Annotated in this window: 20 protein-coding genes; 5 read left to right on the top strand and 15 right to left on the bottom strand. The window is 68.0% G+C overall.

Annotated elements, in window-relative coordinates; genetic code table 11:
- Positions 1-15: 15 nt before the first annotated feature.
- The gene (locus tag ASE58_RS11245) at positions 16-840 is read right to left on the bottom strand and encodes an amidohydrolase family protein (RefSeq protein WP_055821276.1); all 825 of its coding nucleotides are present in this window, start codon (positions 838-840) and stop codon (positions 16-18) included.
- Positions 841-937: 97 nt separating this feature from the next.
- On the bottom strand, positions 938-1,849 hold the full coding sequence (gene asd, locus ASE58_RS11240; protein WP_235513599.1) for an archaetidylserine decarboxylase: 912 nt from the start codon (positions 1,847-1,849) through the stop codon (positions 938-940).
- A gap of 35 nt (positions 1,850-1,884) precedes the next feature.
- On the opposite strand from asd, the gene ASE58_RS11235 reads away from it, so the two are divergent.
- Entirely contained in the window at positions 1,885-3,537 is a 1,653-nt protein-coding gene (locus tag ASE58_RS11235; protein WP_055821272.1) for an aminotransferase class III-fold pyridoxal phosphate-dependent enzyme, read from the top strand.
- Positions 3,538-3,606: 69 nt separating this feature from the next.
- Here the strand turns inward: ASE58_RS11235 and ASE58_RS11230 are convergent, their stop codons facing one another.
- From ASE58_RS11230 to ASE58_RS11215, 4 genes are all read right to left on the bottom strand, one after another.
- Positions 3,607-3,801, bottom strand: coding sequence for a hypothetical protein (locus tag ASE58_RS11230; RefSeq protein WP_055757897.1), 195 nt, complete (start codon positions 3,799-3,801; stop codon positions 3,607-3,609).
- 19 nt (positions 3,802-3,820) lie between these two features.
- Positions 3,821-4,024 carry a hypothetical protein gene (locus ASE58_RS11225; protein WP_235511812.1) on the bottom strand — a complete coding sequence of 68 codons (204 nt, stop codon included), beginning with the start codon at positions 4,022-4,024 and terminating at the stop codon, positions 3,821-3,823.
- A 507-nt stretch (positions 4,025-4,531) separates the two neighbouring features.
- A complete protein-coding gene (locus tag ASE58_RS11220) occupies positions 4,532-5,143 on the bottom strand; it encodes a hypothetical protein (protein ID WP_055821269.1) in 612 nt (203 codons plus the stop codon).
- A gap of 27 nt (positions 5,144-5,170) precedes the next feature.
- Complete coding sequence (locus ASE58_RS11215; protein WP_235515918.1) at positions 5,171-5,908, bottom strand: class I SAM-dependent methyltransferase; 738 nt, start codon at positions 5,906-5,908, stop codon at positions 5,171-5,173.
- Positions 5,909-6,070: 162 nt separating this feature from the next.
- Between ASE58_RS11215 and ASE58_RS11210 the strand changes: the two genes are divergently transcribed.
- Together ASE58_RS11210 and ASE58_RS11205 are read left to right on the top strand one after the other, a co-directional pair.
- Positions 6,071-6,997, top strand: coding sequence for a UDP-2,3-diacylglucosamine diphosphatase (locus tag ASE58_RS11210; RefSeq protein ID WP_082467977.1), 927 nt, complete (start codon positions 6,071-6,073; stop codon positions 6,995-6,997).
- Positions 6,994-8,049: a glycosyltransferase family 4 protein gene (locus ASE58_RS11205; protein WP_055821266.1), complete on the top strand. Its 1,056-nt coding sequence runs from the start codon at positions 6,994-6,996 to the stop codon at positions 8,047-8,049. Before ASE58_RS11210 ends, ASE58_RS11205 begins: the two co-directional genes overlap by 4 nt.
- Before the next feature lie 44 nt (positions 8,050-8,093).
- Here the strand turns inward: ASE58_RS11205 and ASE58_RS11200 are convergent, their stop codons facing one another.
- Positions 8,094-9,251: a carbohydrate porin gene (locus ASE58_RS11200; protein WP_162233525.1), complete on the bottom strand. Its 1,158-nt coding sequence runs from the start codon at positions 9,249-9,251 to the stop codon at positions 8,094-8,096.
- 72 nt (positions 9,252-9,323) lie between these two features.
- Entirely contained in the window at positions 9,324-11,114 is a 1,791-nt protein-coding gene (locus tag ASE58_RS11195) for a methyl-accepting chemotaxis protein (RefSeq protein ID WP_055821262.1), read from the bottom strand.
- A gap of 334 nt (positions 11,115-11,448) precedes the next feature.
- On the opposite strand from ASE58_RS11195, the gene ASE58_RS11190 reads away from it, so the two are divergent.
- Positions 11,449-12,378: a DUF808 domain-containing protein gene (locus tag ASE58_RS11190; protein ID WP_055759230.1), complete on the top strand. Its 930-nt coding sequence runs from the start codon at positions 11,449-11,451 to the stop codon at positions 12,376-12,378.
- A 13-nt stretch (positions 12,379-12,391) separates the two neighbouring features.
- Here the strand turns inward: ASE58_RS11190 and ASE58_RS11185 are convergent, their stop codons facing one another.
- The 3 genes from ASE58_RS11185 to dacB all read right to left on the bottom strand — a co-directional run bounded on the left by ASE58_RS11185 (position 12,392) and on the right by dacB (position 18,311).
- Entirely contained in the window at positions 12,392-13,558 is a 1,167-nt protein-coding gene (locus ASE58_RS11185; RefSeq protein WP_055821259.1) for a serine hydrolase domain-containing protein, read from the bottom strand.
- A gap of 163 nt (positions 13,559-13,721) precedes the next feature.
- Positions 13,722-16,742 (bottom strand): TonB-dependent receptor domain-containing protein, encoded by a 3,021-nt coding sequence (locus tag ASE58_RS11180; RefSeq protein WP_055821256.1) that lies wholly within the window; start codon positions 16,740-16,742, stop codon positions 13,722-13,724.
- A 165-nt stretch (positions 16,743-16,907) separates the two neighbouring features.
- Positions 16,908-18,311, bottom strand: a complete 1,404-nt coding sequence (gene dacB / locus ASE58_RS11175) for a D-alanyl-D-alanine carboxypeptidase/D-alanyl-D-alanine endopeptidase (protein WP_082467973.1) — start codon at positions 18,309-18,311, stop codon at positions 16,908-16,910.
- A 75-nt stretch (positions 18,312-18,386) separates the two neighbouring features.
- Between dacB and ASE58_RS11170 the strand changes: the two genes are divergently transcribed.
- Positions 18,387-20,222, top strand: coding sequence for an amidohydrolase family protein (locus ASE58_RS11170; RefSeq protein ID WP_055821250.1), 1,836 nt, complete (start codon positions 18,387-18,389; stop codon positions 20,220-20,222).
- Here ASE58_RS11170 and fucP read toward each other — a convergent pair.
- Genes fucP through ASE58_RS11150 form a run of 4 tightly spaced genes read right to left on the bottom strand, consistent with a single transcriptional unit; the run spans position 20,213 to position 23,584 of the window.
- The gene (gene fucP, locus ASE58_RS11165) at positions 20,213-21,511 is read right to left on the bottom strand and encodes an L-fucose:H+ symporter permease (RefSeq protein ID WP_082467971.1); all 1,299 of its coding nucleotides are present in this window, start codon (positions 21,509-21,511) and stop codon (positions 20,213-20,215) included. The two genes, ASE58_RS11170 and fucP, sit on opposite strands and share 10 nt — an antisense overlap.
- On the bottom strand, positions 21,508-21,852 hold the full coding sequence (locus ASE58_RS11160; protein WP_055821248.1) for an L-rhamnose mutarotase: 345 nt from the start codon (positions 21,850-21,852) through the stop codon (positions 21,508-21,510). The genes fucP and ASE58_RS11160 overlap by 4 nt, the downstream gene beginning before the upstream one ends.
- Positions 21,849-22,580 (bottom strand): SDR family oxidoreductase, encoded by a 732-nt coding sequence (locus ASE58_RS11155; RefSeq protein WP_055821244.1) that lies wholly within the window; start codon positions 22,578-22,580, stop codon positions 21,849-21,851. The genes ASE58_RS11160 and ASE58_RS11155 overlap by 4 nt, the downstream gene beginning before the upstream one ends.
- Entirely contained in the window at positions 22,577-23,584 is a 1,008-nt protein-coding gene (locus ASE58_RS11150; protein WP_055821243.1) for an aldo/keto reductase, read from the bottom strand. Before ASE58_RS11150 ends, ASE58_RS11155 begins: the two co-directional genes overlap by 4 nt.
- Between the last annotated feature and the right edge of the window lie 23 nt (positions 23,585-23,607).

The following is a 23,607-nucleotide window of genomic DNA, read 5'->3' as shown; positions in this document are numbered from 1 at the left end:
TACGGCACATGGCGGTCAGATCCCGTAAAACGCCCGCGCCGCGCCACCCATCAACCGCGCCCGCTCGCGTTCCGACAATGCGGGAGTCAGCGCCCGCACCGTCGCCAGCCAGTCGCCATAGCCATCCCCCGCCACCGACAGCACCGGCCAGTCGCTACCCCACAGCAACCGCTCCCCGAACCATCCGACCAATCGCTCGACCATGCCGCCAAGCGCCAGCGGATCGGCCCCCGCCGCCTGTTCTGTGCGCAGCCCCGACAGCTTGCACCACACCGACGGCCGCGCCGCCAGCGCCGCCATCCCCTTGCACCAGTCGGCATCGCCCGGCGGCACCGGCTTGGCCGCATGATCGATCACGATCTTCAGGTCCGGCCAGCGATCGGCCAGGGTCGCCAACACGCCCAGATGCCGCGGCTGCACCAGCGCATCGAACCGCAGCCCGTGCGCGACCATTGCCGCCACCCCGCGCGCCACATCGTCGCGCAGCAGCCAGCCGGTATCGGCGATCGCCTGCACCATCGGCCTGAGGCCCAGCAGCCTGGGCTTCGCCGCCAGCGCCGCGATCCGCTCGGGCGCCTGGGGGCCGTCCAGCGCGACCCAGCCGACCACCCCCGCGACCCACGGATCGGCCTCGGCCATTTCCAGCAGCCAGTCGGTTTCGCGGTCATCGGTCTGCGCCTGCACCAGCACGACCCGCTCGACCGGCGCATCCCCCATCGCCGCGCGCGCATCGGCCAGGCTTTGGCTGCGATACAGTGCGCCATCGGTCACCGCCGGCCAGCCATGGAACGGTGCACCGATCCGCCACACATGCAGATGCGCATCGACGATGCCGCTCATCCCGTCTCCCTTTTCGCCGACAGAGTGGCGCGGGGTAGGGGCGCAACGCAACCCCACGCGTCACCCCGGATCAAGCCCGACGCATTGCAGCCGGCCGCTAAATATCCTCGATCACCACCCGCTCGAACAACACGTCGCCCGCGCGCACCCGGTCGCCGGTCTGCATGCCCTCCGCCAGCACGAACGGCGCCGACGTCAGCAGCACGATGGTCGAACCATGTTCGAACCACCCCATCTCCTCGCCCTGACGCACCGCCACATCGATATCGGCCACCGGCTCCGCCCGTTCGCGCAACAGCTTGACCGTATCGAGGAAGGTCAGCCGGATCGCCGCGACCAGAATTGCCGCCACCGGCACCAGCAGGATCGGCGTCCCGTCGCCCAGCCGCATCCGCACCGTTGCCCGCTCGTTGCGGCAATATAACCGGTCGACCCGCTTCAGCGCCGGCGGATTCACGTTGAAACAATCGCCGGGGAAATAGCGCACCCGCTCGACCCGCCCGTCCTGCGGCGCATGAAACCGGTGGTACATGCCGGCGGTCAGCCGCAGCGTGACGAAGCTCCCGCCGAGATACGCCTCGCCCTCGCCCCCGGTCAGCTCGGCGATCGAATAGCGCTTCCCCTTGGCCTGCACGATCGAATCGCCGGTTACGCTTCCGCTGGCGACGATGATCCCGTCGGACGGCGACGCCACCTGATGCCCCCGCGCCGCAAAGGTCCGCGCACCGGGCCGCAGCCGCCGGATGAAGCAGGCATGCATCGATGGCCAGCGCGTTTCCGCCGCATCGGACAGGTCGACATCGCAAAAGCTCCGCCACACCGCGATCGACGCCTTGGCCACCAATGGCTGTTCGACCTTGCTGAACCACCCCATCGCGCGGGTCAGCGTCCGGCGCGGCAGCCAGTTGGTCGCGGCATAGTTAAGCGATTCGATATCGGTCAGCCGGGCGATGACGCGGTTGAGGCGGGAGGGTGTGGGCGAGGGGGCGGTGCGGTCCATGACCGTCATCAATATTTCCTTATCGGGTCATATTTGCGTCAGCCATGATGCCTCTCGCCCTCGCATTCGCCGCCGGAGTCGCCGGTCTTGCCGCCACCAAGGGCCGCGCCCGCCTGGCGCTCAGCCGCGCCAAGCACGGCTCGCTGACCGGCCATGTCCGCTGGGGCCAGCGCATCGCGCGCCAGATCGCGTTCTACGACTATGACGACGCCCGCTTCTTCGCCGCCGACGATGCCCCCGCCGACATCGCCGAACAGCGCCGCGCCGGCTTCGAACGCCTCTCCGCGCTCTACGCCACCCGCTTTCCCAACACCGTCGCCGCGACCAAAGAGCTGCGCGAGGGGCTGTCCGACCTGCAATTCACCGGCCGCTACCGCGTACCGTTCCAGTTCAGCGCGAAGGTCCGCGAGCAATTGTCGACCGGCGCCTTCTACCGATCCTCGGCGGGCGTCACCGTCACCGACCTCGATGGTAATGTCTTCTACGACCTGGCCGGCTCCTACGGCGTCAACCTGTTCGGCCATGATTTCTACAAGGACTGCATTGCGCAAGGGAGCGCGCGCGTCGCCGATCTCGGCCCGGTGCTCGGCAGCTACCACCCGGTCATCGCTGCCAATGTCGCGCGGCTGAAGGCGATCAGCGGCATGGACGAGGTGTCGTTCCACATGTCCGGTACCGAAGCGGTGATGCAGGCGGTGCGCCTCGCACGCTATCACACTGGCCGCCGCCGCGTCGTGCGCTTCGCCGGGGCCTATCATGGCTGGTGGGGCGATGTGCAGCCGGGCATCGGCAACCCAACCCCGGCCGACAATACGCTCACCCTGTCCGAACTGTCCGACCGCACGCTCCACGTCCTCGCCACGCGCAAGGATATCGCCTGCGTCCTCGTCAACCCGCTACAGGCGATGCACCCGAACAAGGGCGCGCCGTCCGACGGCACGATGATCGACAGCAGCCGCACCGCGCATCTCGACCGCGCTGCCTACCGCGACTGGCTGGTCAGGCTGCGCGATGTGTGCACGCGGGCCGGCATCGTCCTGATCTTCGACGAAGTGTTCATGGGCTTCCGCTTGGCAAAGGGCGGCATGGCCGAGGCGTTCGGCGTCCAGCCCGACATGGTAACCTATGGCAAGACGCTGGGCGGTGGCTTGCCCGTAGGCGTCGTGTGCGGCCGCGCCGACCTGATGCGGCGCTTCCGCCCGGAAAACCCCGCCGACATCTGCTTCGCGCGCGGCACCTTCAACGCGCACCCCTATGTGATGGGGGCGATGGACGTGTTCCTCGAACGGCTCGACAGCCCCGAGGTGCAGGCGATGTATTCGTGCGTCGACGCCCGCTGGGATGCGCGGCTGGCGCAATTCAACGCGGCGATGGCCGCCGCCGACCTGCCCGTACGCGCGGCCGGCATGCAAACGGTGTGGACGATCACCTACACCATACCGTCGCGCTACAACTGGATGCTGCAATATTATGCCCGCGCCGAAGGGCTGGCATTGAGCTGGGTCGGCACCGGCCGCCTCATCTTCAGCCTGAATTACGACGACGCCGCCTTCGCCGAAGTGGTCGCGCGGTTCGTGCAGGCGGCACGGGCGATGCGGAGCGACGGCTGGTGGTGGACCGCGCCCGGCACCACCAACAAGATGCTGCGGCGACAGGTGCTGAAGGAAACCCTGTCGCGGCGGCTGGGGCGGGGATAGCCGCTCCCCCCGCCATAGGCCAAGGGACGGCCGGATCGTTGCCGGCCGCACCTCGATCGCGACTGCTGCTTACCCCCGCCGGGCGTCGGCTGCCGCGTGCAGCGCCTCGATGATTGCCCGGTTCGCCTGATGGCCCGACAGGTCCTGCGCCAGCGTGGCATAGCCCTCGCGGCGCAATGCCTGCCGAATCTGGTTCACCGAAGAAAAGTCACCGGACGCAGCCAGTTCGACTGCGCGGGCAAGGGCGGGGGTGTCGCGGGTCATCGGGGGATCGCTCGCCGGGTCAGCCGTTGCGCACCCACGGCGTCCGCACGACCGTGCCGGCGATCAACTTCTTGCCGAACGCCTTGCGCATCGTATCGGCCGCATCACCATTCTTCAGCACGACATGCGTACCACCCGAATGCAGCGTCTCGATCGCGCTGATCGACGCGCCATGCTTGCGGCACAGCGCCTCCACATCGGCCCGCGCAATGCCCACGTTCATCGCCCGCGAAGTCGTCACCGCGGTCGGGGTGCCCCGTCGCCAATCGTCCTGCATGTCGGTCCAGTCATCATTCGAGCAAACGGACCGCCGGGCCACGCGGAGAGGGTCGACCGGCCGGCGCCGGTAGCGGGACCAGCCGGATTGACGGGGCCGGATCGTATATGGGGTGCCGCCGGCGCGTTAACAGGTGGCGGGCGCGGATAATGTTGCAGGGGCGGAACGAGCGGGATTTCGCTCCGCCATAGCCGTGCCGGATCGTGCTTTCCTACACCGCGACGCCCTGCCACGCTCGCCGGTGCTCTTTCTCCCCGTCAATCCCCTCAGCCGCAATTAATGCGACCGGTTCGCAAGTGCGCAAACCGGTCGCGAGTGTGAACTTTGTGAACTTTGGCGGAAAAAGCCTTTGTTTTCAGGCCCGCCATGGGCAAAGCCCATGGCGTCGGACGGCGCTTTTCGCGCCGCCGGCCGGGCGCGCCTCACAGTGCGGGAATAGCTTGCGCTATTCCCTTACAGGCGCGCTTGTTCCTGCAGATCCGTATCGATCCGCGCACCCTTCAACAGCTGCACCGGCGCCTTGCGGTACAGGATGAAGTCGTTGAACGGATCGGTGATGATCTTGGTCGCCCACACGATCCCGGTCATCACGTCGCGCTGGATGAACAGCTGCACCACCCGGAACAGCAGGCCGCCGACCGCGAACGCCAGCCACAGCAGCGCCAGGTGGCGCAGGAACCCGACGAAGCCGACATGCGGCTCGAACACCCCGAAGAACGTCGGGTCGAGCAGCAGCGGGATCGGCGTCGCCGCCCACAGCCCCATGAAGACGACCTTGCGGAACAGGTTGTACCCGACCTTGATCTCTTCCTTGTGCTCGTGCGTCGCCTGGTTCTGATGGTCGTAGGTCTTGGGCTCGAAGAAGAAATGCCCCGACTGCCGCGCGGTCATCGCCACCAGCCAGCCGAGCAGGCTCGCCACCGCCGGGTCGATCCACACGACGACATAGGCGATGAGGAACGTCGTCGCGCTGACGAAGTGCAGCGCCTGGTTGATGATGCTGTGGTGGTAATAGCGATGATCGTCCCACCGCTGTTCGTGCAACGCTTCCTTGAATCCGGGCATTGTCCAAGCCTTTGAAAAGAATGTGGTTCAGGCGGTCGCGCCGAGCGCGGGCGTCGGGTGGTTATCCTGTCCGGCCGCGCCGGCGCGGCGGAAGCACACCAGCGAGAAATGGCCGAGCGGGGGCAGCGGCCGGCGCTCGACCAGCTCTGCCTGCGGGTTGCGCGCCGCCCAGTCGCCATAGATCGACCACGGGAAATCGGTGCGCCAGCCCAGCCGACTGGTGATCGGCATCAGCGCGCGCTCGATTCTGGCGCGCACGCCCGCTTCCGCGCCCAGCCGGGTCGCGATCACGATCATGCCGCCGGGCCGCACCACGCGCAGGAATTCGCTGAGCGCCCGGTCAGGATGCGGCACCGCCGACACGACATATTGCGCGACCACCACGTCGAACGACGCATCGTCGAAATCCAGCGCCTCGGCATCGCCGATCGCGATCCGCTCGACATGATCCAGCCGCAACCGCTTCACCCGGTCGCGCGCCTTGTCCAGCATCTGGTCGGCGATATCGATGCCGGTGATCCGGCTCTCGGCGCGGTAGTGCGGCAACGAGATGCCGGTGCCGACGCCGACCTCAAGGATACGGCCGCCGACCGTCTCGGCCGCGTCGATCGCCGCGCGGCGGCCCCGGCGGAACACCGGCCCGAATATCAGGTCATAGATGGGCGCCCAGCGATCATAGGCGCTCGCCACGCCGACGCGGTTCAATTCCTGAGCCAATCCGTGAGTTTCCTTGTCCAGCGCCGTGCGGCTTGTCTGGCCAGCCACAATGACGCCGATCGATGACAGGCCAATGGCGGAGGCGTGTCAGCAAGGTTTCAATTTGATGAGAGCGGCCGTCACACCCGCGCAATACTATTGTCGCCGAGGCGCGTTACTGCATCGCCATCGCCAGGACGCAAGTCCGGCCCACTATCGTGGGGAAATACGATGACGACGGCATTTGTATCCCGGACCGATCGGCAAAAGTCGCCGGAAACGCCTGCAAAGTCGCTCGCGCGCAAGATACCGGACTGGATTAACGATCCGCAAAGCTATCAGGCGGAGGGTCCGAAAAAGTCCTACCGCACCGTCTTCATTTCCGACGTCCATCTCGGCACGCCGGGATGCAGCGCGACCCAGCTGGTCGACTTCCTCCATTCGTTCGAATGCGAGACGCTGTACCTGGTCGGCGATATCGTCGACGGGTGGCAGATCCGGCGCGGCTGGTACTGGCCGTCCAGCCATAACGACGTCATCCGCTCGATCCTGAAGTTCGCGCGCCGCGGCACCCGCGTCATCTATATCCCCGGCAACCATGACGAGGCATTTCGCGACTATACCGGTCTCGAATTCGGCGGCGTGGAAATGGTCGAGGAGGATATCCACGAAACCGCCGACGGCCGCCGGCTGCTGGTGCTGCACGGCGACAAGTTCGACGGCGTGGTGCTCTATGCCAAGTGGCTCGCCTTCCTCGGCGACTATGCCTACACCGCGCTGCTGAAGGCCAACAGTGTGTGGAACTTCACCCGGCGCAAGCTCGGCCTGCCCTATTGGTCGCTGTCGGCCTATGCCAAGCATCGCGTGAAGAACGCGGTGAACTTCATCGGCCGGTTCGAGGAAACGGTGGCGCATGCGGCCGCCGAACACGGCGTCGACGGCGTGGTATGCGGCCATATCCACACCGCCGAGATCCGCCAGATCGGCGACATCATGTACTATAATGACGGCGACTGGGTGGAGAGCTGCACCGCGTTGGTCGAGGATCACAGCGGTGCCATGTCGCTGATCGACTGGCGCGCGCTGACCTGGGAAAAGGAACTGGCACAGGCGGCGGGCAGGGCCGACACCGCTGCCCGCGCGGTCGCCACCGCGTGAGGATCGCGATCGTCAGCGACGCATGGAGTCCGCAGGTCAACGGCGTCGTCCGCACCTTGCAGACGACGATCGGCCGGTTGCAGCAACGCGGCCACATCGTCGAAACCTATACGCCGGACGGCTTCTCCACGCGGGCCTGCCCCGGCTATCCCGAAATCCGGCTGGCGCTGGGCTGCGGGCCGGAGCTGGGGCGACGGATCGAAGCCTTCCGGCCCGACGCGATCCACATCGCGACCGAAGGGCCATTGGGCTGGGCAGCGCGGGCGTGGTGCCGGCGGCATGGTGTGCGCTTCACCACCTCGTTCCACACCAATTTCGCCGATTATCTGGCGATGCGCACGCATCTGCCCGCCGGGCTGTTCTGGCCGTTCCTGCGTCGCTTCCATGCGGCCGCCAGCGGGGTGATGACCGCCACCGCCCGCATCGCCGCCTCGCTGCGCGACCATGGCATCGCGCACACGAAGCGCTGGTCGCGCGGGGTCGACCTGTCGCTGTTCAAGCCCGATGGCGGCCAGCTCGACGTCGCCACCCTGCCGCGCCCGATCCTGCTCCATGTCGGGCGAATCGCGGTGGAAAAGAATATCGAGGCGTTCCTGGCACTCGACGTGCCGGGCACCAAGCTGCTGGTCGGCGACGGCCCGGCGCGTGCGGAGCTGGAGCGTCGCTATCCGCTCGCCCAGTTCGTTGGGCTGAAACAGGGGGCCGCCCTTGCCGCCGCCTACCGCGCCGCCGACGTGCTGGTCTTTCCCAGCCGCACCGACACCTTCGGGCTGGTGATGATCGAGGCGCTGGCCTGCGGCACGCCGGTCGCGGGCTATCCGGTGCCCGGCCCGCTCGACATCATCGGGACGGACGGCATGGGCGGCGGCACGCAGCGGATCGGCGCGGTCGACGACGATCTGGCGGTGGCCGTCGCCCAGGCGCTGACCGCCGATCGCGACGCCTGCGCCCGCGCCGGCACCGCCTATTGCTGGTCGCACTGCACCGACCAGTTCGTCGGCAATCTGGTCGATGCCGGGATTGCCGCCCGACCGGTGCTGGCGGCGGCATAGCCCCTTGTCACCCCGGACTTGATCCAGGGAATACGGACAGGCCGCTACAGCGCCTTCCACGCGACGATCGCGCGCAGCCCCAGCACCACCGCGTCCTCCGCATCGCGCAGGCCCCCCGGACGGCGGACATATTGCACGTCGGGCTGGAGCGTCAGGAACGGCAGCACCCGGTCGCTATAGGTCAGCTCGACCATCCCCTCCGATCCGGTCAGCGCCGGTTCGCTCGCCGGATTGGCCCGGCGATAAGGGGTGCTGAGGTCGGCACTGGCCACGCCGATCGACAGCTGGCTGTCGGGACGGGCGGGGACGATGCCATGGCCGGTCACGCCCAGCTGCACCCCGCCGGCAAAGGGCGTGGTCCGCCCGTCCGACCATCCGGCACGGGCAAAGGCGCGCCAATGGCCCGGCTGATCGGCCTGTCCGGCAAGGTCGGTCTCGACCGAGACATAGACGCCGTGCGACGCCGCCTCGCCGGGGCCGGTGGTGACACCGGGCGGAATGATGCGCGGTTGCCGCCGGCTATAGGCCCAACCGCCCACCGTAAAGGACAGCATGCCCTGCCGTCCCGCCTCGGCGACGAACAGCGTCGAGCGGTGTCCGTGCGTGTCGGCGATCCCGCGCGGCGCGCGGATCGCCACCGCCTGCACATACTGCCGCTCGTCCCCGGCGCGAACGCGGATGGCCAGGTCGGTGCGCGGAAAGATCGACGGCCCGTTGGGACCGGTCGCCGCCAGTTCGGACCCAATCCCGAACGCCGGCGCGATCAGGTGCGATGCGGCATCATTGGCATAGAATTCGCTGTTCAGGTCGTATTTGCCGACCAGCACCGACAGCCGGTCGTCGGCGAAATTCTGCTGGACCCATGCCTGGTACAGCAGCAGGTCGGCGCCGGCGACCTCGATATTGTTCACGCCCTGCAACGTGCCGGCAATGTCGTTGGGGCGCCCGCCCATGTTGTTGAGCAGGCTGGCAAAGGCGGTACCCCCGCGCCATCCCACCGCCCGGTCGAGGTCTAGCGCGGCGAGCAGGTCGATATTGTCGAGATAGCGGACGCCGCGCGCATCCCCCGCCGCGACGCCGACGACATCACCCTTGTACACGATGTCGACGCTGAGCGGACCCGCCGGCGCCTCCTGCGCCTGCACCGGTGCCGAAGCCATCGTCAGAGCGATGGCGGCACAGCCGATTGCGTTGCGTCCCATGCGATGTTCCCCTGTTTCAAGCGTTGCTGGCGACCGGCCGCCCGATGCCCCCATCGGCGGCCGGTCGTCGGATCAGGCGGCGCGGCCGAACGCGGCGTCGTCGCTGTCCGGCCCGCCCTGCGACAGGTCGAGGGCGAAGCCGCGCACACGGCTCTGTTGCCCGGCAACCGATGTGGCCTTGGTCCGGTGCGCCGCAGCGGTTCCCTTGGCGCGCACCGCCGGCTTGCGCGCGGCCGGGCGATGCGTGGCGCGTGCGTCATCGATGCGGAAGAAGGCGATGCTCTGCTGCAGGTCGTTCGCCTGTCCGGCCAGTTCCTCGGACGTCGAGGTGATCTGTTCCGACGCCGACGCGTTCTGCTGCGTCACGGTGTCGAGCTGTTGCAGCGCCTGATTGATCTGGCTCGCGCCGATATCCTGTTCACGGCACGCCGCGCTGATTTCCGACACCAGTTCGGCGGTACGACGGATGTCGGGGACCAGCTTGGTCAGCATTTCGCCGGCCTGTGCCGCTGCCTGCACCGTGTCGCCCGACACCGCGCTGATTTCGGCAGCGGCGGTCTGGCTGCGCTCGGCGAGCTTGCGCACTTCCGAAGCGACCACCGCGAAGCCGCGACCATGTTCGCCGGCACGCGCCGCCTCGACCGCCGCGTTCAGCGCCAGCAGGTCGGTCTGCCGCGCGATTTCCTGCACGATGCCGATCTTTTCGGCGATGATACGCATCGCGACGACCGCCTTGTCCACCGCGACGCCGCTGGCTTCGGCATCCTTCGACGACTGGCGCGCGATCTTTTCGGTCTGGGCGGCATTGTCGGCGTTCTGTTTGATGTTGGCAGCCATCTGCTCCATCGATGCCGAGGCTTCCTCGGCAGAGGCGGCCTGCTCGGTCGCGCCCTGGCTCACCTGCTCCGACGAGGCCGACAGTTCCTGGCTGCCGGCAGCGACGTTGTTCGCCGCGCCGGTCGCATCGCCGACCACGCCGCGCAGCCGCTCGACCATCGACACCAATGCGTGGCCCAGCTTGTCCTTGTCCGAAGCAGGGCTGTGATCGACGGTCAGGTCGCCCTGCGCGATCGTATCGGCCAGTGCCGCCGACTTGCGGAGCGCCACCGTCATGCGGTTCACCGTGTCGACCAGATCCTTGATCTCGTCATTGCTGGTGACGGTCACTTCCTGATCGAGATCACCGATCGCCACCGCGTCCAGCGCGACGCCGACCCGCTTCAGCCCCTTCGACACGATCATGCCGACCCACAGCGCACCGGCGATGGCGAGGATCAGCGCGGCGATCGCCGCCGTCAGCAACGTCGTCCGCGACGTCGCGTACAAGGCGTCGCCCGCAGCGTCGGCTTCCTTCATCTCGGCACGCTGGCGCTGCACCACGTCCTGGACCTGTGTGCGCATCCGTTCCGCGATCGGGCGCGCGTCGCGCAGCGAGATCGCGCCTGCTTCCAGGTTCTTGTTGCCAAGGGCGAGCGGAATGACCCGATCGGCCACCGTCTTGTACGCGTTCCACTGGGTGCGGATAGCGGCATATTGCGCCCGGTCGGTATCGTCCGACATGGGCGGGGCCTGTCCGATCAGTTCGTCCGCACGCGCGCGTTGCTGCCGGAAATTGGAAAGCTGCCGCTGCACGATTTGCGGATCGTCGGACAATGCCAGGTTCTTTTCGGCGACGATCGCCAGCGTCGATGCCATGTTGAACTGCTGGATACGGTCGAGCGCCGTCGCCGGATCGTCCACCAGATCGCTCATCGCCTGGTTGAGCATCCCCAGACGGTCGATGCCATAGCCGACGACGCCGGCCAGCAACAGCAAGACGACCGCAAAGGTCGCCCCCAATTTCATCTTGATCGTCGCTCGCATTGCGTAGGTCCCCGGCAAGTTTGGTGTCGTTGCGCATTCTCAGTGGTGCGCGATGGGGCGACATTGGCCGGGGGAGCTTAAGATCATCTTTGTCGGGCATTAACTTCGCGCGAATGAATATGACTGACACAGGTGCAAATAAGGAGCTCTGCTTCAGCAACAAAAAATTACAATGATCGTATACGCATGGGGCGACTGCGAAAATTCGGCGTGAGCCGGCGCGGCGCTACCGGCGAACAGCGTTAACGGGCGATTTGCGGCGTTCGACGCTTTTCATGGAATTGTGTCGATCCGGTCGCTACCGCTCGGCGCAAACAGCTTTGGGGAACAGGCGATGGCTGGTGGTTTGGTTGCGTTGCTCGACGATATCGCGGCGATCGCAAAGCTCGCAGCGGCCTCGCTCGACGATGTGAGCGCGGCGGCGGGGCGTGCGGGGGCAAAGGCGGCGGGCGTCGTGATCGACGATGCGGCGGTCACCCCGCGCTATGTCGTCGGCCTGTCGCCGGCGCGCGAACTGCCGATCATCGGCAAGATCGCGCTGGGGTCGCTGCGCAACAAGCTGCTGATCCTGCTGCCGGTGCTGCTGATCCTGAAGTTCTTCGCGCCCTGGGCGGTCACCCCGATCCTGATGGCGGGCGGCGCGTTCCTGTGCTTCGAGGGCGCGGAAAAGATCCTCGCGCCGCTGTTCGGCGGCCACCATGCCGAGGAAGCCGCGACGACCACCGATCCGGTCGAGCTGGAGCGGCAGCAGGTCAGCGGCGCGATCCGCACCGACATGATCCTGTCGGGCGAGATCATGATTATCGCGCTCAACGAACTGCCCGCGCTGTCGATCTGGATGCAAGGGGTCGCGCTGGCGGTGGTCGGGATTGCGATCACCATCGGCGTGTACGGCGCCGTCGCGCTGATCGTGAAGATGGACGATATCGGCCTCGCGCTCGCCCGCCGGTCGAGCGCGCTGGCCCAGACGATCGGGCGCGGACTGGTCCAGGCGATGCCGGTGGTGCTGAAGGCGCTGGCACTGATCGGCACCGCCGCGATGCTGTGGGTCGGCGGACAGATCATCCTGCACGGGCTGGAGGAGTTCGGCTTCGTAACGCTCCCGCACCTCGTCCACGACACCGCGCATCATGTGGCGGAGGCGGTGCCGGCCCTGGGCGGCGTGCTGGAATGGATCGTCAACGCAGCCGGTGCGGCGGTGTTCGGCATCCTGATCGGCGCGGTCATCGCCGGCGTGCTGCACGTCCTGCCGAAGAAGCATTGAGGGGCAGGGGGACCTACCGCCCCCGCGCCAGCCGCTCCTCGGTCGGGGTGAACGCCGACCGCGTCGACGCCTCGACCGGTACATCGGTCGCGACATAGGCGACGCCGGTCCCGGCCTGCAGGTCGACCCACAGCCCCGACCGCAGGCCATAGGCATCGCCCGCATGGCCGATCCGTAGCCGACCATCGCCGAACGGATCGTCGCGACACCCGGCGACCGGTGTGGCAAGGAACGTCACCGCCAACCCATAGCGGCACAGGAAGCCGCCCTGCTTGGCGCCCGTGGTCGCATCGCTGCCGGTGTCGCCATTCGTCCCGTCCCATGTCCACAGCGGCGTCGTCAGCGTCGCAAAGGCGCGCGGCGACAATATCCGTCCGCGGTCGCTCCGCCCCCGCCGCAGCAACATCCGCCCGACCGCCGCCAGCCCTCGCGCCGAGATGCGCAGGCCGCCCTGTGGTGAGAACATCGCCCCGTTCCTGCCCGCGCGCCACCGCGAGAGGTCGCACGATCCATCGCGCGCCGGTTCGACCGAACAGGCGGGCGCGCGGCCGTGATGATCGTCCTTGGTCGGTGCTCGCCCGCGATACTGCACCACCGCGCGGGCGGCCATTTCGGGCGAACAGCTTGCCCAGTTATAGCATGCGGTGATCCCCAGCGGCCGAAACACCAGCCGCTCCATCGCCCGGTCTAACCGCTTGCCCGTCGCGCGTTCGATCACGCTGGCGACGATCGGGAAGTTGAGATTGGCATAGGCGAACCACTGTCCCGGAGCGTGGGTCGCATCCCATGCCTTGGGATCGGCCAGCACCGGGGCCAGTTCGGCATCCAGTGGCAACACATAGTCCACCCCGTCGACGATCCCCGCGCGGTGCGACAGCAACAGCCGGAGCGTGATCGGCACGTCGGGAAAGCGCGGATGCCGCAGCCGCCAGCCGAGCAGGTCCGACACATCGGCATCGAGGTCGAGCGTCCCCGCATCGACCAGCCGCAGCACCGCGATCGCGGTTACCAGCTTGGAAATGGAAGCGACGCGCACCGGATCGTCGGCGGTGACCGCGCGGTCGGCGGCGATATCGGCCATGCCGCGTGCGACGACCGCCGTCTCGCCGCGCCGATCGAACGCCACGCGCACCTCGGCGACCGGTTGCACCGTCGCGGCGGCGAGTAGGGCGGCGATCATCTTCTACCCCCTTTCCAAATCCGTTCGCTTCGAGCGCAGGTTCGACCCTGTCGAGAACCGTAGTCGAGAAGGGGTTGCCCCGAACGGAGCGTTCTCGACTGCCGCTTCTCGACAAGCTCGAAGCTGCTCGAACCGAACGGGCAGGAGAGGCAAGACAGCCCCCCTAGAACTTCACATCCGCCTGCACGGTGAACGCCCGACCGCGCGGATCGGCAACGCGCGGTTCCCACGACCCGCCCGACCCGGTGTTCGAATCATAGGTGATGGCGAACGGCGGATCGACGTCGAACAGGTTCTTGACCCCCAGCGTCAGGCGCGTCGCCTTGTTGCCGAGGTTCAGGAAACTGACCGCGAGGTTATAGGTGACATAGGGCTTCACATCTTCGTTGAAGTCGGCCCGCGTGACCGTGCCCGCCAGGATGCCGGGCAGTGCCTGGTTCTTGTACCCGTCGCGATATTGCTGGGTCAGCGCGATCGTGACCGCTTCGTTGGTATAGCTGACAAACGCATTATGCTTCCACCGCAGGCCCAGGTCGCCGGCAAAGCTGAACACGCCGATCAGGCTGGGGCCATAGGGCGAATTCTGCGTCAGCTTCTCGCGCTTCTTCAGCAGATAGGTGCCGTCGATCCCGGCGAGGAAGCTGCCGCCGAACGCATCCACCCCGCCGCGCGCGGTGAGTTCGAGGCCCTGCGTCCGCCGCGCGCCGGCGTTGATCCAGGTGCGATCGATCTCGACCAGTTCGTTGGTGGTCGGATCGCGGCGGAACCGGTCGGAAAACAGCGCGGCATTGTCGATCAGCTCACGCTCGGTCAGCAGCTGGATCGTGTCGTCGACATTGATCGCCCAGAAATCGAGCGAGGCGCTAAACTTCGGTGCCGGCTGGATCACGATACCCGCGCTGAACATCCGGGCGCTTTCCGGGCCAAGGTTGGGGTTGCCGCCGGTCAGGATGGTGGGCTGTACCGCCTGGCACGCCGGGGTCGTCGTGTTGGGAATGCCGCCGGGGCAGCGCACCGGGTCGGCAAGGTCGCGGCCCGAATAGGGCGATTCGGTGGTGCCGTTGAAAATCTGGTTGAAGGTCGGCACGCGGAACCCGGTGCTGAACGATCCCCGGACCATCACCGGTTCCCACGGACGATACTTCACCGATACCTTGGGGTTCGTGCTGGTGCCGAAATCGCCATAGTCGTCGACGCGCAGCGCGCCGGTCAGCTCGAACCCGCGGAACAGCGGCAGCAGCACTTCGGTATAGGCCGCCTTCACCTGCCGGTTCTTGGCGCGCAGCGCGTTCACATTGTCGAACGCGGCGAGGAAGATGACCGGGGCGGAGGCAGCGGCGGCGGCCGACCCGTTGAAGCTGTAGGATTCGCTGCGGAAATCGATGCCTGCCGCCATCTGCGCCTTGCCGCCGGGCAGGCGGAACAGCGGGCCGGCGATCGAATAGTCGATCTGCTTCACCTCGTACCGCCCGCCGTACAGCGTCGCCCCTTCGGCCGACACCGCCGCCAACCCGGCCAGCGCCGCATCGCTCTGGTTGATCGAGAAGGGGTTCAGGATGCCGCTGTTGAGCAGTCCGGCAAGGCCCGGCCCGATCGCCCCGGCTGCGGTCGGGGCGCTGGGATCATAGGCACCGTTGCTGAGCGTCCCGCGATAATAATAGCCGCTGCCCAGCACCGAGCTGGACTCGCTCTTGGCGTATGAACCGCCCGCGCGGTAATCCCAACCCTCCCACAACGGCCCTTCGGCGGCGAGGGTGATGCGGATCGTCTTGGTATCGGTTTCGTATTCGCGCGGGCCGCAGGCGATGCAGCGCCAGCGGAAAGCGATCGGCTTGCCGCGATTGGCCGCCACCGCCGGGAAGGTTGCCGCGATCGCGTTATAGACCGCATCATAGGTCGCGGCGGTCAGCGCGTTGCGCGGATAGGCGACCTGGAAATTGGTCGTGTTGCTCGACACCTGCGCATTGGAGAACAGCTTGGCCGAATTGGCGTTCGATCCGGTGACCTCCAGCGAAATCTGGTGATCCTCCGCCACCCGCGCGACGGCGCGGGCGAGGTAGGTCAGCGTCTTGATCGGCTGCTGGATCACCGCCGCGCGGCCGGTATCCCACGCGCAGGCATAGCGCGCCGACACGTTGTTCCACAGCGCATCGTCATACGCCATGCCGCCGTCCATCGATTCGCAGCCGGCACCGCCGGGCAGGTCGAGCGGGTTGATCCCGCCGCTCGCCGCCGTGGTCGTGCCGGGAATGACGAGGCCAGCCAGTACCTGTGCGCTCGCGGTGCCGCCCAGCAGCGTGCCGCCAGCCAGCGTGCTGCCTAGCAGCGTCGAGCGGTTGAGCGGAAAGGCGGTGGCGATCGGCGTGCCGCGCGTGTCGACCGACAGGCCGCGGTTCGGCTGGTTGCCGTTCACGAAGTCGCGGTTCGACCCGAACAGGATGTTGTTCCAGCGATAGGCGACCGCGCCCATCACGTTGAACCCCTGATGGTCCAGATCGCCGAAACCGGCGATGGCCGACAAGCGATAGATCGCGCCGTCCCCCTGTTCGGTGATGTCGCTCGCGCCCATCACGCCGACGCCCTTGTAATCGGTGCGGGTGATGAAGTTGATGACGCCGCCGATCGCGTCGGTGCCATAGATTGCCGATGCGCCGTCCTTCAGCACCTCGACCCGTTCGATCGCGGCGAACGGGATCTGGTTCACGTCGACCGCCGCACCCGACAGGCCGTGCGCCGCGACCCGGCGGCTGTTGAGCAGCACCAGCGTCGCCGCCGCGCCCTGTCCGCGCAGGTTGGCGGCCGACAGGCCGTTGGTGCCGCGCTGCGCCCCGGTGGTGACGTCGGCATTCGACGCTAGATTGTCCGCGCCCGACCCGTTGCTGGTCAGCAGGCTGATGAGCTGTTCGGGGCTGGCGATCGCGTTGCGCTCGATCTCGGCATTGCTGATGATCTGCAGCGGGAGCGAGCTGTTGTTCGGGTCGCGCTTGATCCGCGATCCGGTGACCAGGATTTCGCCGTCGTCGGCCTTCGACGCGGGCGTCGTCTGCACCGCGACGCCGGTCGGGGTGGCGGCTTCCGCCGTCGTCACCCCTTCGCTGACCGTCTGTGCGCCCGCCTGTCCCGCCGCGATCATCGCGACGAACAGCGATCCGCCCAACAGCACCCGTGCCTTGCCAGCCCGCATAATCTTGCCCCCAAGCCTGCGCCGCCATTTCCCCGTGAGCGGCTGTTGGCAACAATAAGCAACAAAAGCGTTGCGTCGCGGAAGGGGCGGCGCGGCGGGTTTTCACGGAACCGTAGCGTTCCGGTAACACTCGCCCAATTTTGGTTAGAGTGCCATAACGTGCGGCTATAGCGCGGCGGCGGCGGCCAGCAGCGCGGCGTCCATCGCCGGGGTCGCCGACGTGCCGTCGGGATTGTCGTTGGCGTAGAGCGCAAAGGTCAGCACCTGTCCGCTCGCCGCCGTCATCGTGCCGGCCAGCGCCGATACCCCGCTCAGCGTCCCCGTCTTGGCGTGGACCTTGCCGGCGAGCGGCGTGTCGCGGAACCGGCGCGACAGCGTGCCGTCGACCCCGCCGACCGGCAGCGTCGCCAGCCACCGCGCCCTCCACGGCTGCGCCTGTGCCCAGGTCAGCAGCGTCACCATCGCGCGCGGGGTGACCCGGTTATAGGTCGACATGCCCGACCCGTCGGACAGGTCCCATGCGGTGCGCGGCACGCCCGCCGACGCCATCATCGCCGCGACCCGCTTCAGCCCGTCGCCGATCGACCCGCCGCCGCTGACCCGCCCGATCCGGCGCAGCAGCAGTTCGGCGTGCAGGTTCTGGCTCGCCTTGTTGGTGGTCGTCACATCCTCGATCAGGGGCGCGGGCTGAACGCGCGCCAACATCGGCGGCATCGTGCCACCTTCCACGACCGCGCCATCCTCCTCCGCCCGGTACGGCCGGTGCCGGACCCCGACCGCCCCGGTCACCTGCACACCCCGCTCCCGCAACAACGTCGCCAACGTCCACGCGGCATGATGCGCCGCATCCTCGACCCCGGTCCTGACCGTCACGCCCGACCCCGGCGCTATCGTCCCCGACAGCCGCAGCACATCGCTGCCCGGCATCCGGTCGAACGCTATGTTGCTGGTGGTGCCGACCCGGACGCGGTTGTCGATGCGGTAATAGTCGGACCCGCCGACCACCGCGCGGCCCCCTTCCGCGACGACCGTCACTACCAGTTCGTTGTCGTCCAGCGTGAGGGCGGAGGCGGCGGTGCCATAGCGCCCGGCCATGTTGTTCCACCCCATGCCGGGCGACCAGCGCTGGTCGGGAAAGCGGCTGTCGTCGCCGATCACGTCGCCCACCACCCGCGTTTTTGCCGCCACCGCATCGGCGAGCGTGGCGAGGCAATCGACCCGACAGTCCGCCGCACTCGACAGCCGCGCATCGCCCGCGCCCACCAGCACGACGTCGCGCCCCTCCAACCGCACCCCCGCGCCGCCATCGTCGGCGGCGTCGAGCGGCAGGGTGGCGAAGCTCGCGAGCGTCGTGAAGATCTTGGTGTTCGACGCCGGCACGAACCGCCGGTCGGGTTCGATCGCGACCTGTTCGACACCGGCGGCATCGCGCACCACCATGCCGAAGCGGGTGCCCGCCGGTGCCTTGGCCAGCGCGGCGCGGACGGCGGCCTCTACCCCTGGATCGGGGGCCGCCGCGACCAGCATTGCGCCTGCGGCTCCGATGATGATCGCTCTGATGGTCTGCATGGGGGCGCATCCTACGTCGTGGCTGCGCCTGCGCAACCGTTGGACGCGCACGGTATAGCCGGTACACATGGACCCATGCTCCATCGCCTCCTGCTCGCGCTGCTGCCCCTGTTGCTGATCGCCGCCGATCGGCCGGCGCAGCGGGAAACGGTGGTGCTGATCCGGGGGGCGCGGGTGTTCGACGGGACCGGCGCGCCGGCGGTGACGGGCGATGTGCTGGTCGTCGGCGACCGGATCGTGGGTGTCGGGCCTCGCCTCAAGCAACCCCGTGGCGCGCGGGTCATCGATGCACGCGGGCTGACGCTGTTGCCGGGGCTGCACGATCTGCACACCCATTTGCGGGCGTCTGGCTATGGCAGTCCCGACGATCTGGGCAAGGCCTGGGCCTCGCATCTCGCCAACGGTATCACCAGCGCCAACGACTTCTCGCTATCGGGCGAGATGCTCGGCCCCATTCGCGCCATCGCCACTAATGGCAGCATTCCCACGCCGCGCCTGAACCTCGCCATCCGGCTGGGCGTGCCGGGCGGGCATGGCACAGAATATGGCTGGGGCAGCTTCTTCACGCTGACCGCGACGACCCCGCGCGCGGCGCATGTCGCGATGAAGACCGCGCTGGCGTACCAGCCCGACGTCATCAAGGTGTTCGCCGATGGCTGGCGCTATGGCCGCTCGCCCGACCTTGCCAGCATGAACGTGCCGACCCTCTCAGCCATCGTTGAGGATGCCCATGCGGCGGGGTTGCCGGTCATCACCCATACGGTAACGCTCGCCGGAGCCAAGATCGCGGCCGCCGCCGGGGTCGATGCGCTGGGGCATGGCGTCGGCGATGCGCGCGTCGATGCCGAGCTGATTGCGCTGATGCGGGCCAACCACGTCGCCTATATCCCGACTTTGGTGGTGTACGAACCGCAGCAGAACCGGACCTTCGTGCCACTGGAATGGCGGCATCTGGCCGCGCCCGAACGGACGGCGGAGGCGGCGCGGATGGCGCGGCCGGTCGAGGCGATTCCTGAACTGGAAGCCAAGCGCTGGGCGATCATGCAGGCCAATGTCCGCGCGCTGCACGCGGCGGGCATCCGCATCGGCGTGGGCACCGATGCCGGGATCGGCGGCGTCTATCACGGGTTGAGCGCGGTGCGCGAGACGCGGCTGCTCGCCGGTTTGGGGCTGACCCCGGCCGAGGCATTGGTCGCGGCGACTGGCGGGGCGGCGGATATTCTGCGGCAGCGCGACCAAGGCCGGATCGCGGTCGGGCAGCGGGCCGACCTGTTGCTGGTCGGCGGGCGGCCAGACGTGGCGATCGACGACTTGCACGATGTCCGGCGGGTGTTCGTCGCCGGGCGGGAAATGCCGCTGGACGATCTGCGGCGACGGATCGATGCGCGCGAGGCAACGCCGATGCCGGTCCACGCCATGGCCGGCCCGATCGATACCGGTGCGCGGGGTGACGGGCGCACCGACCTCGACACGCTGCCGGTCGAGAGCGTCGAGCCGGGCACCGACCACAGCCGGCTGGACGTGGTGCGTCCCGATGGGCCGCATGACCGGCATCTGTTCGCGGTGGCCCGGCTGGGCGCGGCCGACCGGCCGTTCGCTGCGCTGGTGCTGCCGTTGACCAAGGGGGCGATCGACGTCGCCGATGCGCGGAGCTTTACCGGTATCGCGTTCGAGGCGCGCGGGTCGGGGCGCTATGGCGTCGCGTTCGACGCCTATGGCGCACGGCAGGCGAGCCGCGCGTCGTTCGAGGCGAGCGGCGAGCGCCGCGAAATCCGCCTGCCGTTCAGCGCCTTTGCTAGCGGTGACACCCCGTTAGACCTGACCCAATTACGCAGCGTCGCGTTCCGCCTGACCGGGGAGCCGGGCGGGCGGGCGTGGCTCGAACTGGCGAAGGTCCGCTTCTACCGCTGAACCGTGGGCCGTACTGTCAGCGCAAAGGCCAGCACCACCGCGAAGGACACGCCGGGCACCAGCATCGCGGTCTGGATCGACACCGTGCCATGGCTCAGCCACCCCATCAGCGGCGGGAATACCGCCCCGCCGATCACCGCCATCACGATCAGCGGTGCGCCGAGCGGGGCGCGGGGCCCCAGGTCGCGGACGCCGAGCGAAAAGATGGTGGGGAACATGATCGACATGAACAGGCTGCTGAGCGCCAGCGCGTAGATCGCGATCATGCCGTGGCCGAGCGCGGCGACGAGCATCAGCGCGATATTGGCAAGCGCGAAGACCGCGAGCAGCCGGGTCGCGGCGATGCGGTGCATCAGGAGCGTACCGATCAACCGCCCGGCAAGGAACAGCGCAAGGCTGACCGACAGCAGATAGGCGGCCTCGCGCTCGGGCGTCGCAGGGCTGATCGTCTTCACCACGTCGATGAAGAAGCTCCACACCCCGACCTGCGCGCCGACATAGAAGAATTGCGCGACCACTGCCCAGCGCAATGCCCGGACCCCCAGCACCGATCGCAGCCCCTGCAGCGTGTTGCCGCCGGTTTCGCGCGGGACTTCGGGCAGGCGGACGATGGCGACGGCCAGCGCGATCAGCACGACGACGCTGGCGAGCACCAGATAGGGCAGCTGCACCATCTGCGCCTCTGCCGCGCGATAGGCGGTGCGGGCGGCGGGGGCCATCGCGTCGAGCGCGGCGCGGTCATGCTCGATGCCCGAAAAGATGAACTTCGCGCCGATGATCGGGGCGATCGCGCCGCCGAGGCCATTGAACGCCTGCGCCAGGTTGAGCCGCTGTTCGGCGCGCGCCGGATCGCCGAAGGCGACGATATAGGGATTGGCGGCGGTTTCGAGGAACGCCGCGCCCGAGGCGATGACGAACAGCGCCCCCAGGAACGCGGCATAGTCGCGCACCTCGGCGGCGGGATAGAAGAGCAGCGCGCCGACCGCGTAGAAGGCGAGGCCGGCGAGGATGCCGGCGCGATAGCCGAAGCGCCGCAGCACCAGCCCGGCGGGCAGCGCCATGACGAAATAGCCGATGTAGAAAGCGAACTGCACCAGCCCGGCCTGCGCCCGGTTCAGGTCGAGCGCCTTTTGAAACTGGCGGATCAGCAGGTCGTTGAAGTTGTTGGCGATCGCCCAGAGGAAGAACAGGCTGACGACGACCGCGAAGCCGGCGGCAAAGCCCGGCGTGACGAAGCGGCCCCCGGTCCCGGCCGGGGTGGAGCGGGGCGGGGCGCCGGGGGCGATCATGGATGGTCGCTCAGGGCAAAGATCGGGGTCATCGGCGTCCAGCGGCTGCCATCGGGCGCGCCGGGCAGCGCGCGTTGGAAATTGCCCATGCGCGCCTCCCATGCCGCGACTTCGGGGTCGGCGGCGTCGGCTTCGGCCTTTGCGCCGGGATCGAAATCGGGTGCGACGGTCATTGTCATCACCAGTCGCGTGCCGTGGCGGAAAATCTGCATTTCCTGAACCCCCGCCGCGCGGATCGCGGCCAATACCGGTGCGGGGACATTGCCCGGCACATGCCAGCGTTCATATTCGGCGATCGCCGCCGCATCGTCCACCAGGTCGAGGGTCAGGACGCGGATCATGCGTTCGACCAGCCGCCGTCGATCACATGCACCGCGCCGGTGGTGTAGGACGACGCATCGGAGGCGAGGTACAGCGCCAGTTCGGCAATCTCCTCCGCCCGGCCCAGCCGCCCCATCGGCTGGCGCGCGGTGAAGGCGGCGCGGGCCGCCTCCGCATCGCCGGTGGCGGCCATGCGTTCTTCGAGTGAGGGCGACTGGACCGTGCCGGGGCAGATCGCGTTGCAGCGGATGCCGGACCCCACAAAATCGAGCGCGACCGATTTGGTAAGGCCGATCACCGCCGCCTTCGACGCGGTGTAGACGAAGCGGCCGGGCACCGCGATCACATGGCTGGCGACCGACGACATGTTGACGATCGATCCGCCGCCATTCGCGATCATCGCCGGCAGCAGCGCGCGGATCAGACGATATTGCGACCGGGCGTTCAGGTCGAAGCTGAAGTCCCAGTCAGCCTCTTCGGTCGTCAGGATCGTGCCGGCATGGACGAAGCCGGCGCAGTTGAACAGGATGTCGACCGCGCCGACCTGTGCCGCGAAGTCCTTGATCGCCTGTCCATCCATCAGGTCGACGACATGCGGTTCGCACCCGGCCAACGTCGCCAGCGCGTCGGCGTTGATGTCGACGCCAAGGACGCGGGCGCCTTCGCGGGCGAACAGTTCGGCGGCGGCGCGGCCGATGCCTTGCGCCGCAGCGGTCACGATGGCGGTTTTGCCGGACAGGCGGGTCATGCAGTCTCCATGGGAACAGGGGCGTCGGCGCGGATCAGGCCGGCGTCGATCAGGTCGGTCCACAGCGCGCCCGGCAGGGGCATCGTGGCAAGCGTCGCGGCCTGCGCCACCTCACCCACATCCGCCATGCCGGGGATCACCGCCGTCACGGCGGGATGCGCCATCGGGAATTGCAGCGCGGCGGCGGCCATCGGCACGGCGTGGCGCGCACAGATCGCGGCGATGGCATCGACCCGGCGTGTCACCTCGGCCGGGGGCGCTTCGTAATTATAGCGGGCGTCCGGCCCGGTGCCCGAAGCGAGGATGCCCGAATTATATGGCCCCCCGACGATCACCCGCACCCCCCGCGCCGCACAGCGCGGCAGCAGCGTGTCGAGCGCCGCCTGTTCGAGCAAGGTGTAGCGCCCGGCGAGCAGGATGGCGTCGAGTTCCACCCGGTCGAGCAGGTCCTCGCACACCGCGATCTCGTTCACGCCGATGCCGATCGCGCCAACCACGCCGGCGTCGCGCAGCTGCCGCATCGCCGAATAGCCGCCATCGAGGAACGTCGCCATCTGCGCCGCCGCATCCGCGCCGTGGGTCAGCTCGCCCAGGTCATGCGCCAGCAGCAGGTCGATCCGGTCACGCCGCAGCCGCGCCCGGCTGGCGTCGAACGAGGCGAGCACGCCGTCCCGTGAGTAATCGAACGCGCTTTCGACCGGTTCGGGCGAGACAAATCCCTGTCGCTCGGCGGCAGGGTCGCGGTCGGGGGCGGGACGCAGCACGCGGCCGACCTTGGTCGAAACGAAGGCGTGCCGGTCGGGGTCGAGGTCGGCCAGCGCATCGCCCAGCCGCCGTTCGGACAGGCCGAAGCCGTAATGTGGCGCGGTGTCGAAGCAGCGGATGCCCCGGTCCCACGCGGCGTCGATCGTTGCACGGGCGGCGTCATCACCGACCGGTCGATACAGATTACCGATCGCGGCCCCGCCAAAGCCCAGCTTGGCAGGGACCAGCCCGTGCGTCATCGCCTATCCTCTCTTCGCTTATA

It is taken from the genome of Sphingomonas sp. Leaf9, from assembly GCF_001421355.1.
Taxonomy (GTDB): Bacteria; Pseudomonadota; Alphaproteobacteria; order Sphingomonadales; family Sphingomonadaceae; genus Sphingomonas.
The sequence above is the reverse complement of the archived record's forward strand: the minus strand, read 5'-3'. Positions and strand labels throughout refer to the sequence as shown.

What these genes read in the sequence shown, in the direction of transcription:
- ASE58_RS11245 (WP_055821276.1), bottom strand. Translation starts at nt 840, where the DNA reads ATGAGCGGCATCGTCGATGCGCATCTGCATGTGTGGCGGATCGGTGCA.
- asd (WP_235513599.1), bottom strand. Translation starts at nt 1,849, where the DNA reads ATGACGGTCATGGACCGCACCGCCCCCTCGCCCACACCCTCCCGCCTC.
- ASE58_RS11235 (WP_055821272.1), top strand. Translation starts at nt 1,885, where the DNA reads ATGATGCCTCTCGCCCTCGCATTCGCCGCCGGAGTCGCCGGTCTTGCC.
- ASE58_RS11230 (WP_055757897.1), bottom strand. Translation starts at nt 3,801, where the DNA reads ATGACCCGCGACACCCCCGCCCTTGCCCGCGCAGTCGAACTGGCTGCG.
- ASE58_RS11225 (WP_235511812.1), bottom strand. Translation starts at nt 4,024, where the DNA reads ATGAACGTGGGCATTGCGCGGGCCGATGTGGAGGCGCTGTGCCGCAAG.
- ASE58_RS11220 (WP_055821269.1), bottom strand. Translation starts at nt 5,143, where the DNA reads ATGCCCGGATTCAAGGAAGCGTTGCACGAACAGCGGTGGGACGATCAT.
- ASE58_RS11210 (WP_082467977.1), top strand. Translation starts at nt 6,071, where the DNA reads ATGACGACGGCATTTGTATCCCGGACCGATCGGCAAAAGTCGCCGGAA.
- ASE58_RS11200 (WP_162233525.1), bottom strand. Translation starts at nt 9,251, where the DNA reads ATGGGACGCAACGCAATCGGCTGTGCCGCCATCGCTCTGACGATGGCT.
- ASE58_RS11195 (WP_055821262.1), bottom strand. Translation starts at nt 11,114, where the DNA reads ATGCGAGCGACGATCAAGATGAAATTGGGGGCGACCTTTGCGGTCGTC.
- ASE58_RS11190 (WP_055759230.1), top strand. Translation starts at nt 11,449, where the DNA reads ATGGCTGGTGGTTTGGTTGCGTTGCTCGACGATATCGCGGCGATCGCA.
- ASE58_RS11185 (WP_055821259.1), bottom strand. Translation starts at nt 13,558, where the DNA reads ATGATCGCCGCCCTACTCGCCGCCGCGACGGTGCAACCGGTCGCCGAG.
- ASE58_RS11180 (WP_055821256.1), bottom strand. Translation starts at nt 16,742, where the DNA reads ATGCGGGCTGGCAAGGCACGGGTGCTGTTGGGCGGATCGCTGTTCGTC.
- dacB (WP_082467973.1), bottom strand. Translation starts at nt 18,311, where the DNA reads ATGCAGACCATCAGAGCGATCATCATCGGAGCCGCAGGCGCAATGCTG.
- ASE58_RS11170 (WP_055821250.1), top strand. Translation starts at nt 18,387, where the DNA reads ATGCTCCATCGCCTCCTGCTCGCGCTGCTGCCCCTGTTGCTGATCGCC.
- fucP (WP_082467971.1), bottom strand. Translation starts at nt 21,511, where the DNA reads ATGATCGCCCCCGGCGCCCCGCCCCGCTCCACCCCGGCCGGGACCGGG.
- ASE58_RS11160 (WP_055821248.1), bottom strand. Translation starts at nt 21,852, where the DNA reads ATGATCCGCGTCCTGACCCTCGACCTGGTGGACGATGCGGCGGCGATC.
- ASE58_RS11155 (WP_055821244.1), bottom strand. Translation starts at nt 22,580, where the DNA reads ATGACCCGCCTGTCCGGCAAAACCGCCATCGTGACCGCTGCGGCGCAA.
- ASE58_RS11150 (WP_055821243.1), bottom strand. Translation starts at nt 23,584, where the DNA reads ATGACGCACGGGCTGGTCCCTGCCAAGCTGGGCTTTGGCGGGGCCGCG.